The sequence below is a fragment of the Chryseobacterium tagetis genome (assembly GCF_016735585.2).
GTDB lineage: Bacteria > Bacteroidota > Bacteroidia > Flavobacteriales > Weeksellaceae > Chryseobacterium > Chryseobacterium tagetis.
This window is the reverse complement of record NZ_JAERSE020000004.1, coordinates 370,301-384,533: the sequence shown is the minus strand read 5'-3', so window position 1 is coordinate 384,533 and position 14,233 is coordinate 370,301. Positions and strand designations below refer to the sequence as shown.

General features: G+C 34.7%; 12 protein-coding genes. 7 read left to right on the top strand and 5 right to left on the bottom strand.

Annotated elements, in window-relative coordinates:
* Nucleotide 1 precedes the first annotated feature (1 nt).
* The 3 genes from JI747_RS15680 (at nt 2) to JI747_RS15670 (ending at nt 4,100) form a co-directional block, all read left to right on the top strand.
* On the top strand, nt 2-475 hold the full coding sequence (locus JI747_RS15680) for a GNAT family N-acetyltransferase (protein ID WP_225689827.1): 474 nt from the start codon (nt 2-4) through the stop codon (nt 473-475).
* Between the two features lie 75 nt (nt 476-550).
* Nucleotides 551-1,360, top strand: coding sequence for a glucose 1-dehydrogenase (locus JI747_RS15675; protein ID WP_225689826.1), 810 nt, complete (start codon nt 551-553; stop codon nt 1,358-1,360).
* Between the two features lie 70 nt (nt 1,361-1,430).
* A complete protein-coding gene (locus JI747_RS15670; protein ID WP_225689825.1) occupies nt 1,431-4,100 on the top strand; it encodes an MGH1-like glycoside hydrolase domain-containing protein in 2,670 nt (889 codons plus the stop codon).
* 12 nt (nt 4,101-4,112) lie between these two features.
* Here the strand turns inward: JI747_RS15670 and recO are convergent, their stop codons facing one another.
* From recO to JI747_RS15650, 4 genes are read right to left on the bottom strand one after another with little or no spacing between them, the layout of a single operon-like run.
* Nucleotides 4,113-4,799 (bottom strand): DNA repair protein RecO, encoded by a 687-nt coding sequence (gene recO, locus JI747_RS15665; RefSeq protein ID WP_225689824.1) that lies wholly within the window; start codon nt 4,797-4,799, stop codon nt 4,113-4,115.
* Nucleotides 4,799-7,060, bottom strand: coding sequence for a type IX secretion system anionic LPS delivery protein PorZ (gene porZ, locus JI747_RS15660; protein WP_225689823.1), 2,262 nt, complete (start codon nt 7,058-7,060; stop codon nt 4,799-4,801). Before porZ ends, recO begins: the two co-directional genes overlap by 1 nt.
* A gap of 1 nt (nt 7,061) precedes the next feature.
* Nucleotides 7,062-8,012 carry a bifunctional metallophosphatase/5'-nucleotidase gene (locus JI747_RS15655; RefSeq protein WP_225689822.1) on the bottom strand — a complete coding sequence of 317 codons (951 nt, stop codon included), beginning with the start codon at nt 8,010-8,012 and terminating at the stop codon, nt 7,062-7,064.
* Nucleotides 8,012-8,779 carry a 5'-nucleotidase C-terminal domain-containing protein gene (locus JI747_RS15650; protein WP_225689821.1) on the bottom strand — a complete coding sequence of 256 codons (768 nt, stop codon included), beginning with the start codon at nt 8,777-8,779 and terminating at the stop codon, nt 8,012-8,014. The genes JI747_RS15655 and JI747_RS15650 overlap by 1 nt, the downstream gene beginning before the upstream one ends.
* 107 nt (nt 8,780-8,886) lie before the next feature.
* Between JI747_RS15650 and dapA the strand changes: the two genes are divergently transcribed.
* The 4 genes from dapA (at nt 8,887) to JI747_RS15630 (ending at nt 11,704) form a co-directional block, all read left to right on the top strand.
* Complete coding sequence (gene dapA / locus JI747_RS15645) at nt 8,887-9,759, top strand: 4-hydroxy-tetrahydrodipicolinate synthase (protein ID WP_225689820.1); 873 nt, start codon at nt 8,887-8,889, stop codon at nt 9,757-9,759.
* 144 nt (nt 9,760-9,903) lie between these two features.
* Nucleotides 9,904-10,407 (top strand): GNAT family N-acetyltransferase, encoded by a 504-nt coding sequence (locus tag JI747_RS15640; protein WP_225689819.1) that lies wholly within the window; start codon nt 9,904-9,906, stop codon nt 10,405-10,407.
* 266 nt (nt 10,408-10,673) lie between these two features.
* The gene (locus tag JI747_RS15635) at nt 10,674-11,258 is read left to right on the top strand and encodes a helix-turn-helix domain-containing protein (protein WP_225689818.1); all 585 of its coding nucleotides are present in this window, start codon (nt 10,674-10,676) and stop codon (nt 11,256-11,258) included.
* A complete protein-coding gene (locus tag JI747_RS15630; protein WP_225689817.1) occupies nt 11,255-11,704 on the top strand; it encodes a response regulator in 450 nt (149 codons plus the stop codon). Before JI747_RS15635 ends, JI747_RS15630 begins: the two co-directional genes overlap by 4 nt.
* A 428-nt stretch (nt 11,705-12,132) precedes the next feature.
* Here the strand turns inward: JI747_RS15630 and recG are convergent, their stop codons facing one another.
* Entirely contained in the window at nt 12,133-14,217 is a 2,085-nt protein-coding gene (gene recG / locus JI747_RS15625; protein WP_225689816.1) for an ATP-dependent DNA helicase RecG, read from the bottom strand.
* Between the last annotated feature and the right edge of the window lie 16 nt (nt 14,218-14,233).

The following is a 14,233-nucleotide window of genomic DNA, read 5'->3' as shown; positions in this document are numbered from 1 at the left end:
AATGGTTCATCTGAAATTTTTTGTTTCCAAAGACTTAGCCGGACTAAGCTATGTTTTAGACGAAAGGCAAAGCCTGTATACTTCTACGGCTGCACAGGCGCTGGAAAGAATAGAAGAAAGAGGTGATGGTCTTGCCTTTCCTGTTTCTGTTTTTGACGACGCAGTTTTGGCGGGTTTTTTAGTTTTAGATTTTGGAGCTGATAAATTCGATATTACCGATAATCCAAATTCAGTTTTATTGAGGTCATTATCAATTAATCCGGAGCTTCAGGGGAAAGGAATCGGAAAATCGGTGATGTTTGTAATCGATGAGTTTGTGAAAAAATATTTTCTTACTTGTGATGAAATCGTTCTTGCCGTGAATCAGAATAATACGCTTGCCTATGAAATTTATTTGAAGACAGGATATGTGTATGATGGAAGAATCAGAGACGGAAGAAGCGGACCGCAATTTTTGATGTATAAAAAACTGTAAATTAAATTTTAATTCCCAAATTTTTCATTTTGGCTTGATTCTTTCCATTGATTGTAAATAAAATACGAATCAAACATGGAAATCTCACTTAAAGATCAGGTCGCCGTGATTACAGGAGCCAGCAGCGGAATCGGAGCCGGAGTGGCAAAATCTTTAGCATCTGCGGGAGCAACAGTCGTTGTTAATTATCCTTTTGAAGGATCAATGGAACAGGCAAATAGTGTTCTTAAAGAAATTATTGATGCCGGAGGAAAAGGTATTATCTACCAGTGTGATGTTTCTAAAGAAGATCAGGTGGTTAAAATGTTTCAGGATATCGTTTCAGAGCTGGGAACGGTGGATATTCTGATCAATAATGCCGGAATTCAGAAAGATGCAAAATTTACTGAAATGACCATCGATCAATGGAATGCAGTAATGGGAGTGAATCTGACAGGTCAGTTTCTGTGTGCAAGAGAAGCCATTAAAGAATTTCTCCGTCGCGGAATCGATCCTTCACGTTCGGTTGCCTGCGGAAAAATCATTCATATCAGTTCCGTTCATGAAATTATTCCTTGGGCAGGACATGCCAATTATGCTTCGAGTAAAGGAGCCATAAGAATGCTGATGCAGACGTTGGCTCAGGAATATGGAGCAGACAAGATCAGGGTGAATTCCATTTGTCCGGGAGCAATTCAGACACCGATTAATACCAATGCATGGAATACAGATAATGCTTTGAATTCTCTTCTTACATTGATTCCTTACAATAGAATCGGGCAGCCTGAAGATATTGGGAACTTAGCCGCATTTTTAGCCAGTGATCTTTCAGATTATATTACAGGAAGCAGTATTTTTATAGATGGCGGAATGACCACTTTTGAAAGTTTTTCAACCGGTGGTTAGATATATCAGAAATTCTTTTGTGAGAAAACAAATCATTTAAAATTCATTTTTAACATTTATTTGAAAAGCTATGAAAGAAAAGCAAAGACTTTCAGATGTCTCTTGGAAAAAATGGGGACCTTACGTAAGCAACAGAGAATGGGGAGTTGTGCGTGAAGATTACAGTGAAAACGGTGACGCATGGAACTACACCAATCACAATGATGCCGAAGCAAAAACGTACAGGTGGGGAGAAGAAGGAATTTGCGGGATTTGTGATGATGTGCAGAAACTAGTTTTTTCTGTAGGCTTCTGGAATAAAAAAGACAAAATGATAAAAGAACGTTTCTTTGGCTTAACCAATGGACAGGGAAACCATGGAGAAGACGTAAAGGAATATTTTTATTATCTGGATTCCACACCTACCCATTCGTATATGAAGATGCTGTACAAATATCCTCAGAATGCTTTTCCATACGAAGATCTTATACAGACGAATGCCGCAAGAAATAAAAACGAGCCTGAATACGAATTAATAGATACCGGAATTTTTGATCAGAATGAATACTTCGATATTTTTATTGAATATGCCAAAGAAAGTCAGAATGATATCTTAATTAAGCTTACGGTTGTTAATAAATCGGAAAAAGACGCCACTATTGTTATTTTACCGACGATCTGGTTCAGAAATACGTGGAAATGGGGCTATGATGATTACAAACCTGAATTGAGAACAGAAGATGCATCATCAATTAAGGTTAGTCATAAAGATCTTGAAATAAAAAAATTCTATGCAAAACAGTCTTTATCCATATTGTTTTGTGATAATGAAACCAATAATTCACGGCTTTATCAGTCTCCAAATGAATATAAATATTGCAAAGACGGAATCAATAATTTTGTAATTACCGGGGATTCACAATCTGTTAATCCACAAAATTTCGGAACTAAAGCTTCTTTTTTGATCGATGAAAATTTTTCTGCAAAAGAAACCAAAGTTTTTGAATTCAGACTTACAGATGAAGATTTAGAACAGCCTTTTAAAGATTTTGATGTAATTTTTAATTCAAGAAAGCAGGAAGCTGATGAATTTTATGTGGATATTCAGACAGGAATACAGTCGGAGGATGAAAAACTGGTGCAAAGACAGGCTTTCGCAGGAATGCTCTGGAACAAAATGTTTTATTATTACAATGTAGAACAATGGCTGAAAGGTGATCCCGCAGAAATAAAACCACCCGTTTCCCGTGAAAAAATTAGAAATCAGGACTGGAAGCACCTCAATAACGGTCATATTATTACAATGCCCGATAAATGGGAATATCCTTGGTATGCAACATGGGATCTTGCTTTTCATACAATAAGTTTTTCACTGATCGATCCGGAATTTTCAAAACATCAGTTAAAGCTTTTCCTTTTTGAATGGTATATGCATCCAAACGGGCAGCTTCCTGCCTATGAATGGAATCTTAGTGATGTCAATCCGCCGGTTCACGCATGGGCGGTTTTCAGGGTTTTTAAAATAGATGAGTATATACAGGAAAAAGCAGATATTGCATTCCTTGAAAGTGCCTTTCAAAAACTGCTTATGAATTTTACCTGGTGGGTGAATAAAAAAGACAATAATGGAAATAATATTTTTGAAGGGGGATTCTTAGGATTGGATAATATTGGTGTTTTTGACCGAAATACAACCCTTCCGAATGGAGAGCAGCTGGAACAGGCAGACGGAACAAGCTGGATGGCCATGTTTGCCTTAAATATGATGAGAATTGCTCTTGAACTGGCTCTTTATAATAATGTGTATGAAGAGATGGCCATGAAGTTTTTTGATCATTTTCTTGCTATTGCCAACTCACTGGATAAAATGGGAGATGAAAACTTCAGCCTTTGGGATGAAGAAGATGAATTTTTCTATGATGCTCTTTCAGCAAGTGACGGAAGCCATATGTATTTAAAACTAAGAACCATAGTGGGGCTCATTCCGATGTTTGCGGTTGAGGTCATTGATGATGAAATGATAGAAAATCTTCCCAATTTTAAGAAAAGAATGAAATGGGTGCTAGAAAATAAACCCGAATTGGCATCTTTGGTTTCCCGTTGGGAAGTGAAAGGTCAGGATTCAAAGCACTTGCTGTCGCTTTTGCGTGGGCATCGCCTGAAAAGGTTACTATACAGAATGCTGAATCCGAATGAATTTTTGAGTGACTACGGAGTTCGTGCCCTGTCTAAGGAATACGAGGAGAATGTATATACTTTAAAACTGAATGAAACCGATTATTCTGTAAAATATACCCCTGCAGAAAGCGATAGCGGACTTTTTGGAGGAAACAGCAACTGGAGAGGCCCGATCTGGTTCCCGATTAATTTTCTAATCATTGAAAGTCTTCAAAGGTTCTTCTTTTACTACAGCCCCGACTTTTTGGTAGAATATCCTACCGGAAGCGGAAATTATTCAAACCTGGATGAGATTGCAGATGCTCTCAGCAAAAGATTGTCTAAAATATTTTTAAAAGATGAAAATGGAAATCGCCCTGTTAACGGGCAGTATCCAAGATTTCAGACAGATCCTGATTTTAAGGATTATATCTTGTTTTACGAATATTTCCACGGAGATAACGGTCGTGGAGTAGGAGCTTCCCACCAAACGGGATGGACCGGTTTGATTGCAAAAATTCTTCAGCCGAGATTTTCTAAAAAAGAAATTGCTGAATCAGAGACTGAAAGTCCTGAAAATGTAAACTCACAAAAGGATACATAAAAATGCATGATGTTATTCAAAAATCTGCTGAATGATTTCCAAAGATCCGGGAGTTTTAAAGTCTGCAAAATGATAATGGTAGTAAATCAAAATGCTGTCTAAAAAATTTCTTCTGAATTTGGAAGGTATTTTTATTTCATAAGGACTTTCTGAAGAAAGGATATTTTTCCAGATCAGGGAATTGTGTTCATCAAAAAAATGATGCGCCATTTCAAGGGCAAAAACTCCTGTTTCCGGATTAAGATATTGACCTTCATTGATCAGAGGTGCAACTCCCAGTATTTTTAAAATCTTAATTAAAAGAATTAAATGAGACTGATAGTTTTTACGGTCGAGTTCCTGAAGAAATTCATCAATTCCAATAAATAATACTGTGTTTTTATTTTCAATCCTTAAAATCTGATTTAAAAAATCTGAAATAAAAAATACAACGGTATTGGCATTAATATCTGAATATAAATCATAAAAATGATCCAATTCTAATTTTGAAATTGTCGGAATGCCATTTCCTCTTGCCATATTAACAGCAAAATTAAGCTTGTTTAAAGGCAGAAGAAATGCTTTCTTTTTGTTCTTTTTTGTATAAATTCCTTTTAGAAAATAACTTTGAAAGCCATCATTTTCTGTAAAAGCATGAATGATGGCATCGTTTTCTCCGTATTTCAGATAAGAAAGTAGAAATCCCGACTGTGCGTTCATTAATTAACCACAGCTATTTTTGCAGTCGCTTTATCTGAACCGTCCTCATTCGTCATTAATACGAAATAAATTCCGGAGGCTACTCTTGTTCCGCGCTGGTTATTCAAATCCCATTCGTAATATCCGGATCTGGCTACAGCTGAATGCACAAGGTTTCCGGCTGCATCGGTTATTCTGATATTTGTTTTTTCAGCCAGACCTTTGATGGTTACTTTTCCTTTGAAATTTGAATAGACAACAGGATTCGGATATACCAATACATTTCCGAAGCCGGAAGTAACATCACCTACATCACCTTGATAGGTAACAATTCCATCATACGTAACGAAGTAAACTCTACCGGTTTTTTTGTCAACTTTTATGTCGGTTACACTATTTGTAGGAAGTGGAGAGTTCTCTTTAGTGAAATGCTTTAGGGTCTGTTCTCCACTAGCTGAAAGATAATATACCCCACCACCATCTACGGAAACCCATTTTTGATTTCCTGCATCTACTTCAATTTGTAGAATCTGAGAGTCTTTAAAGAGCTCTTCTGCTATCCCTCCTTGCTCTATTACAATTGGTTCTAGTTGAGGGTTGCTTTTTATTTCTGTAGCTGCATTAGGAAGAATTCTTAATCCTGTAAAAGTCCCAATCCAAGCATCTCCAGATTTATCTATGGCAACAGAGAGTGTGCCTTCAGAATTACTCGGTAGGCCGTTTGATTGATGTATTATATATTCAGTATCATCTGAAGTATTAATGGTTTGTTTATGATCATAGACTAAAAACTCATTAGATCTTGGTAACGGAATCCAAAAAAGTCCTTGGTTAAATAAAGGTTGTTGCATTCCACTACTTGTAAGGGTTACCATTCTTACTAAAAAATTATCAGTCCCTCTATCATAAAAAGCCATTCCAGGATATTTTCCTTCTGAATAGGCAAGATCAGCAACTAGATTATTCTGATCATCATATGCGAAACCGACTGGTCGTCGATCCAATATTCCATCAGCTCCTACAGTATAAAGTTTTGTAAAATCAAAATCTTTATTGGTCGTATTATATTTCATTTTATATATTCCTTGCCCTGGAGAATTGCTGTAATTTGTAAAAAAAATATCATTTGGATTCGCAGGATCTGCTATTGCATCTAATACATTAAATTTGGTACTACTTCCTTTAAAATATGAAGGATAAACCCATTCCATTCCATTAAAATAATAAAAACCAGGATTTTTAGGATTGTCTATTGACTCATTAAATCCACCAACTCTCGCACCACTTGAAACCAAAAGCTGATTTTCATTAAATATTCTTACTTTATAAGAATCATTAAAATAAGGTCCATCAGGTTTGAAGGTATTGCGTTCTTCATTTTTTATCCCAGAAAGTTTAGTTCCGGTAAAAATTTTCGAATTGATACGTGTAGCAGTGTTACATTCTTCTCCTATTGAAACATTTCCAATTAATCCTCCGGTAAGGCTATAACTATAAACGCTATTAATATCTGCAACAACGATATTGTCTCCGTTCACAACAACATCCTGTACATTTGTGAATGTTTGGGGAAGTGTAGTAAAGGTATTGTTAATAAGTAACTGTACACTTGTAGATGAAGAAAATGCAACGGTAGATTCGGAATCTACATCGGTAAAAGATCCGTTTACCTCTGTTGCCCAGGTTGAAAATACAGGAAATGTTGTATTTAAATCATGGGTTTTAAGCCCGTTATTCGTGACAGCATACACTTTGTTATTTAAAATCGTAGCTTCATTACTTGCCTGATAAACGCCTCCTGAAACGAAAAGCGCAGAATCTCCGAATTCTTTCTTTTTAAGATCAAAAATAGAAACCCCATATCCTACAGAAACAATCGCCTTGTCTCCTGTGATAGAAATATGGTTGATTTTTTTACTTCCGTTATACCCTGTTGCAATAGGAATATCAACAACGTAGGTGATTCCAGCTGGTGTAATAACATCTAATGAACCGTTTTGATAGCCTATCAATCCTATTTTTGTCTGAGGATTGTAGTCGAAGGCTGAAATTTTCACTTCATGAAGACCATTCGCTTTAGAAAGCTTTGTAATTTCTCCTGTTGAAATCGTATAATAAAAAATTCCGTTTTCGGTGGCAGCTACTATTTTTCCGTTATCTTCTTTCATCGCGAGAACATTATTATAGGAGAAGATGTCCTGCCATTTTTTTGAAGTAATGGTTTGTGCATGTACAAAATGCAGAGAAGCTAAAACGCCAAGAGAAATTAAAAGTTTTTTCATATTATGCTATTATGCTGCTGTCAATTACCTGATTATTCCAGGAAATATGTTTTACGTTTTTATTTGAATCGAAGAAGAAATCTATTCTGCCTAAAAGAAGACCTGCCCATCCCACCTGGTTCACCAGTACATTTTTACCGGCTCTGTTAGTAAAAGTTTGCGGTTCCGGTAAGAAAGTATGGGTATGGCCACCTAAAATAATATCAATATTTTCTGTTTTGGCCGCCAAGATTTTATCACTTACTTTATTAGGTTCGTCTTTATAATCATAGCCAATATGAGAAAGGCAGATGACAAGATCACATTTCTGTTCATTTTTCAGGAAGTTGGAATAATGTTGAGCAACATCAATCGGGTCTGAATATACGGTCTCTCCATATTGTTTTTTACCCACCAATCCGTCTAATTGAATACCTACTCCAAAAAGACCAACCTTGATTCCATTTTTATTGAAAATCTTATATTGAGAAGTCTTTCCGTCAAGAATAGTATTTTTAAAATCATAATTTGAACAAATAAAAGGGAACTTTGCATTAGGTAAAACCTTTAAAAATCCGTCTAGACTATTGTCAAAATCATGATTTCCCATCGTTGAAGCATCATACTTCATCATGGACATTAATTTAAATTCCAGTTCGCCTCCGAAGAAGTTAAAATAAGGAGTTCCCTGAAAAATATCTCCAGAATCAAGCAGTAAAACATTAGATTCCTGATTTCTAATCTGCTGAATTAAACTGGCCCTTCTTGCAAAACCACCCTGATTAGGATTTTTGGTATAACTTTCATCAAAAGGTTCTATTCTGCTGTGCTGATCGTTGGTATGAAGAATAGTCAGTTTATTTGCAGACTTTAAATCAAGAATATTCAATTCTTCCGCCATCATCATATTGGGAGCTAGAGCCATTGCTAAAGTTCCACCACCTATTGCTTTTAAAAAACTTTTTCTATCCATTATTTCTTACCGATAAAATTTAAACGAACATCATTATTTACTACAACTTCAGGAGTTTTCTTAAAATAATCAATAAATAAATCTCTTAATTTAATTCCTGTCGGGATAGATTCTCCTTTTCCGAAGAATTTCATATTATCACCACCCAAAGCGAGATAATCAGACGTAGCAATATAGTAATCCTGAGTCGGGTTTACTGCTTTTCCGTTGATTAAGGTTTTGGTCAGTTGTCCGTTATTGGTTTCAATGTATAAATGAGAAACAGGATTGTTTACCTGAGTTTTTGCATAGTAATCATAAAGACCCTGCAAATCTGCTCCCTTCATTTTTACAATGATGACTTCATTTTCGAAAGGCATTACTTCAAACACACTTTTCAGCAAAATATCTCCTTTACCGATCGTTGTTCGGATTCCTCCGATATTAATCAACGCTGCGTCGACATTTTTTTGAAGATTTTTCTTCGCCCACTCATTAGCTCCATCGAATGTATAGTCTGCTAAAAGATTGCCCAAATTACTGTTGTCCCCCTGCTTTGTAAGGTCTACATTGGTGTGGGAGATTTTCTGGTTCATCTCCTTATCCAATTTCTGCTTATAAGGTTCAATAATTTTTACAAACTCATCATCATTCTTTAGCTCATTATTAATAGAAATGTTTTTCTGGGTTTTCACGTCCACAAGCTGTACAGAAGAGACCGAAGAAGCCGTCTTACAAGCGGATAACGTTGCCAGAGTAATTCCTAGTAATATGAATTTATTTTTCATAATATCTTTTAGTATATGCAAATATAATTATATGTAGAATAAAACATTATTATTTATTGTAAATTCTTAGCGTAAATGATTAAATTTGAAAAAAATAATTCTAACAGATGAGCATTTTAAAAGGAGTAGGTGTTGCATTGGTGACACCCTTTAATGAAGATTTATCCGTAGATTTTGATAGTTTAACAAAATTAGTCGACTACAACATCGAGAACGGAACCAATTATTTAGTTGTTTTGGGAACTACAGCCGAAGCTGCGACGCTTTCTGCTGATGAGAAGAAACAGGTGATTGAGCATATCATTAAGGTTAATAATAAACGCGTTCCTTTGGTTTTAGGAATTGGCGGTAATAATACTCTTGAGGTCAAGAAACAGATAGAAGAAGCAGATCTTTCTGCATTTGAAGCGGTACTTTCTGTGTCTCCATACTATAACAAACCGAATCAGGAAGGACTTTACCAACATTATAAAGTGCTTGCTTCTACAGGGAAAAACATCATTATTTATAACGTTCCTTCAAGAACAGGACAAAACCTTGAAGCGGAAACGACATTGCGTTTGGCAAAAGAATTTCCGAATTTGTTCCTGATTAAAGAAGCGGCACCGAACATTCTTCAGTATTTCGATATCTTAAGAAAAAAACCAGAAGGATTTAATTTAGTTTCCGGAGATGATGAATATACACTTCCTGTAACTTTAGCAGGTGGAAACGGAGTGATTTCTGTGATCGGACAGGCATATCCGAAAGAATTCTCTACAATGGTGCAGTTGGCTTTTGATAGAAAAGTTGATGAAGCCTACGAAATTCACAACAAATTAGTTGAAATCACAAGACTTATTTTTGCAGAAGGAAATCCTTGCGGAGTTAAAGTGATTTTGGCAGAAATGGGAATTATTAAAAACTATTTGAGACTTCCATTAGTTGCTGCTTCAGAAAGTCTTCACGCAAAGATCAAAGCTGAAATGGCAAATATTTAATATGATTTTCCAGTAACATTTTAAAGTTACAATAAACATATTATAAGGTGAAAGGTTTTGTACTTTTCACCTTTTTAATTCCTGATAATCTATGGTTTTGCTGAGTGAAACATCTTTGCGAACTTTGCATTAAAATTAAAATAAATGAAATTTATAAAAGCTACAGAAAACGATATTCCTTTGATTCAGGATTTGGCCAAAAGATCATGGGAAAATGCTTACGCAGAAATCCTTTCCAAGAAACAGATGGAGTATATGCTGAACACCATGTATTCTAAAGAAGAAATTGCCAGCCATTTACACAATCCTGATTATCATTATTTTTTGATTAAAGATGAAAATAATGATTCCTATGAAGGCTTTATAGGATATGAAAACAGCTATGAAGAAAAAACTACAAAGCTTCACAGAATTTATCTTGTTCCTGAAAGTAAAGGAAAAGGATTTGGGAAAAAAGCACTGTTATTTTTAAATGATAACGTTGCTCAATACGGAGATGAAAGAATTATTCTGAATGTAAATAAATACAATTCAGCAAGAAATTTTTATGAGTCTCAGGGTTATAAAGTATATGACGAAGGGGTTTTTGATATCGGAAATAATTTTTTTATGGACGACTTTCTGATGGAACATATATTGAAAAACTGATAATTATATAACATTTTACTATAATTCTATAATATGTGAATTTGTTTATCTTGGCATATTTGCAAGTATCAAGTCGCATATAAATATAATGTACATATACTTTGTTATAAGCATTTTTTAGCTTTTTAGTAAGTATATTTTTTTTCATCCTTAGTGTTTAATTCCTGTATCAAAATCATACAGGAATTTTTTTTTAATACCCTATATCACTTTTAATTGAAATAATTTGTATATTTACTTTTAAATATAAACACACTTAGATTAGGATGAAAATGTATGTAAAGTTTGATTTCAATGCGCTCTGCAGGAAGGTATTGGATGATAAGTTAAAAGAATACGGAGTGAAATACCGGATGCTCGATTTTGGAGAAGTTGAGTTTTACGAGGATTTCACCCAAGAACAACACACAGTCTTTAAAAAAAGACTGCAAGACTACGGCATCGAGATTATTGAAAGCCAGAAGACGGCTTTGGTACAGAAAATAAAAGATGCAATTGTAGAGCTGGTTTTTTCGGAAAACTGTATTTCTGTAAAAGCTTCCATTTATATCTCCGAGAAATTAAATCACAGCTATGGATATTTGTCCAATCTGTTTTCTGAAATTACGTATACTTCCATAGAGAACTTTATTATCATCCAGAAGATTGAGTATGCAAAAGAATTAATGATAAGCAATAAGTACAGCTTAACGGAAATTTCATTAATGCTTAATTATTCGAGTGTAGCCCATTTAAGCAGTCAGTTCAAAAATATTACCGGTCTTACGCCTTCATTGTTCTTAAAGATGATCGGTAAAAGAAAAAATCTTAAAGAAAAAGAAGTAGAACTAAGTACAAGGAATCTAGCATGAATAAAGAGTTTTTAAACATCACTTTATTAGACTCTAATGTACATAGTCTTATTCTTTTAAAAAAAATATTTCAGGAACACAGGATAAAAATCAGATGTACAGATTTTTATAATGATGAAGATTTGAGCCAGTACTTAAACAAAGCTATGTATGGAGTTCCCGATGTTGTATTTATCAATTATCAGGATATTCAGAATACAGACTTTCTGCTTATTAAAGAGAGGATAGATGATACAAGATACAGCTCTGCCATATTTGTTGTTTACTCTAATGATTTGGCGGATACTGAAATAGAAGATATTCTTGTTTCCGGGGCCAATATCTTTTTAAAGTTGAATGAAGATTTTGCTAAACTCAAAAAAACAGTTTCAGAAATTATTACAATGATTTGGCAATATCAGACGTCCGGACTGAACAGGAGCAACTTTATTATGAAAATGGGATAGAGGTGAATTAAATTATATATTACATAATATTCACATTAATGTGATAATTATATAAAAAATAATTATAATGATGTAATTTTTTTTTGTGCGGATATGTCAATTTTGTAATACAAATTAATAACACAAATAAACTATATAAAAGCATAATGCTCGAGAAGTTATTACTATTTCTCTCTTGAATCTTAGATAAAACGTTAGTTAAACAAAATGGATTACTTGAGTTTCCAATTAAAGCGCAGAAGATCTTTAAATAAAACGGTACAATCATGAAAACTCAAACAGTTAAAAGAATCCTTTCTCTTAGCTCAAATAGTTGGTTTTTATAATAATATTTGGAAACTCAATTCATTTTGTTTTTTATTTGCCTTTCAATTTCTTCTTAAATAACAGTTTTTAAAAGTCGTGGAAATTTTTTTTTCACGACTTTTTTATGAAATCTTGCTCCATTTATTTTTTCCTCTGTAATATCTTAAATAATAATTTTTGATCAATTGATTATCTGCTCGGGTAAGAAGAGGATCGTTTTCAAGAATTTTATCGACAGTTTTTTTCGTCAATTTTATAATTGCTGAATCTTCAATGAGATCCAGCCTTTTAAAATCTACAACACCACTTTGCTGGGTTCCCAAAATATCTCCGGGACCGCGAAGCTTCATATCGACCTCTGATATTTTAAAACCATCATTGGTTTCCGTCATCGTTTTAATACGGGTTCTGCTGTCAGAAGACAGCTTATCGGAAGTCATCAGAATACAATAGCTTTGTTCTGCACCACGACCCACGCGGCCACGCAATTGATGGAGCTGTGATAAACCAAACCTTTCTGCACTTTCAATGACCATTACAGAAGCATTCGGAACATTTACCCCTACTTCAATCACGGTTGTTGCCACCATAATTTCTGCTTTTCCTGATGCAAAATAACTCATAGCAGCATCTTTTTCATCGGGCTTCATTTTTCCGTGAAGCATCGTCACATTGTATTTTGGAAAATTATCCATTACATTTTCCAATCCTACCATCAAATTTTTATAATCTAAAGTTTCAGATTCTTCAATTAAAGGATAAACAAAATAGACCTGTCGTCCTTTTTGAATTTCCTCTCTGCAAAAGTTATAAACGTAGGCTCTGTCTTTTTCGCGTCGGTGAGCTGTTATAATAGGCTTTCTTCCAACCGGCATTTCATCGATCACAGAAACATCCAGATCAGAATAAAAGCTCATGGCTAATGTTCTGGGAATAGGTGTTGCGGTCATCACCAGAATATGTGGTGGAATTTTATTTTTAGCCCAGAGTTTTGCACGTTGTGCAACCCCGAATCTGTGCTGTTCATCGATAATGGCTAATCCCAGATTTTTAAACTTTACTTTGTCTTCCAAAACAGCGTGGGTTCCTATTAAAATAGAAAGTTCTCCGTTTTCCAGTTGCTCATGAATTATTTTTCTTTCGGATGCTTTTGTGGAACCTGTCAGAAGACGTACGTTGATATCAGTTCCGATCAGAAGATCTTTGATCCCATTGTAATGCTGTTGAGCGAGAATTTCAGTAGGAGCCATCATACAGCTTTGAAAGCCGTTGTCCATTGCAATCAGCATCGTCAGTAAAGCAACCATTGTTTTTCCGGAACCTACATCGCCTTGCAAAAGTCTGTTCATCTGGATCGGTTTCTTCATATCCTGACGAATTTCTTTAAGCACTCTTTTTTGCGCTCCTGTAAGATCAAACGGAAGATTGTTCGCATAAAAACCCGTGAAAAAATCTCCTACGATCGGAAAAGGATTTCCATGTGACTGTGTTTTATGATGAAGTTTTTTTAAAGCGTAACCCAACTGAAAGAAGAACGATTCTTCAAATTTTAACCTATAATTGGCTTTTTCAAAATGTTCTATATCTTTTGGAAAATGGATGTTCAGATAAGTATGTTGTCTTGATAAAAACTTAAAATGTTTCATCATGTATTCAGGCATATTTTCTTCGATCAGATTGGGAATTTCTTTACAGATATTCTTTAAAACAGTTTGAAAGAATTTTTGATTCAATCCTCTTTTGGTCAGTTTTTCCGAACTTGGATAAATGGGTCTTAGACGATTGTCGCTTTCTTTTTTTTCTTCAACCTCAATTTCCGGATGCGGCATCGAAAATTGATTATTAAAAACATTGATCTTTCCAAAAATATAAATTTCCTTATTGACGGGAATCTGCTCTTTCAGCCATTTAGAATATTGAAACCATACCAAATCCATAGAACCGGTATCATCATTAAATTTCGCGGAAAGCCTTTTTATTTTTCCGGTCTGTATTTCCTGAATGCTTGTGATTTTTCCTTTTAGCTGAACATCTGTACTCACATTTTTAAGCTGAGAAATTTTATGAACTTTACTTTTATCCAGATAACGAAGAGGGTAGAAGTCTAACAGATCTTCCACGGTTGAAATTCCTAACACATTTTTGATGAGTTTGGCTTTTTCAGGACCGATACCTTTAACATATTCTATAGAAGTTTCGAGATTCATTTTTCAGGTTTCGAGA

What these genes read in the sequence shown, in the direction of transcription:
- JI747_RS15680 (WP_225689827.1), top strand. Translation starts at nt 2, where the DNA reads ATGGTTCATCTGAAATTTTTTGTTTCCAAAGACTTAGCCGGACTAAGC.
- JI747_RS15675 (WP_225689826.1), top strand. Translation starts at nt 551, where the DNA reads ATGGAAATCTCACTTAAAGATCAGGTCGCCGTGATTACAGGAGCCAGC.
- JI747_RS15670 (WP_225689825.1), top strand. Translation starts at nt 1,431, where the DNA reads ATGAAAGAAAAGCAAAGACTTTCAGATGTCTCTTGGAAAAAATGGGGA.
- recO (WP_225689824.1), bottom strand. Translation starts at nt 4,799, where the DNA reads ATGAACGCACAGTCGGGATTTCTACTTTCTTATCTGAAATACGGAGAA.
- porZ (WP_225689823.1), bottom strand. Translation starts at nt 7,060, where the DNA reads ATGAAAAAACTTTTAATTTCTCTTGGCGTTTTAGCTTCTCTGCATTTT.
- JI747_RS15655 (WP_225689822.1), bottom strand. Translation starts at nt 8,012, where the DNA reads ATGGATAGAAAAAGTTTTTTAAAAGCAATAGGTGGTGGAACTTTAGCA.
- JI747_RS15650 (WP_225689821.1), bottom strand. Translation starts at nt 8,779, where the DNA reads ATGAAAAATAAATTCATATTACTAGGAATTACTCTGGCAACGTTATCC.
- dapA (WP_225689820.1), top strand. Translation starts at nt 8,887, where the DNA reads ATGAGCATTTTAAAAGGAGTAGGTGTTGCATTGGTGACACCCTTTAAT.
- JI747_RS15640 (WP_225689819.1), top strand. Translation starts at nt 9,904, where the DNA reads ATGAAATTTATAAAAGCTACAGAAAACGATATTCCTTTGATTCAGGAT.
- JI747_RS15635 (WP_225689818.1), top strand. Translation starts at nt 10,674, where the DNA reads ATGAAAATGTATGTAAAGTTTGATTTCAATGCGCTCTGCAGGAAGGTA.
- JI747_RS15630 (WP_225689817.1), top strand. Translation starts at nt 11,255, where the DNA reads ATGAATAAAGAGTTTTTAAACATCACTTTATTAGACTCTAATGTACAT.
- recG (WP_225689816.1), bottom strand. Translation starts at nt 14,217, where the DNA reads ATGAATCTCGAAACTTCTATAGAATATGTTAAAGGTATCGGTCCTGAA.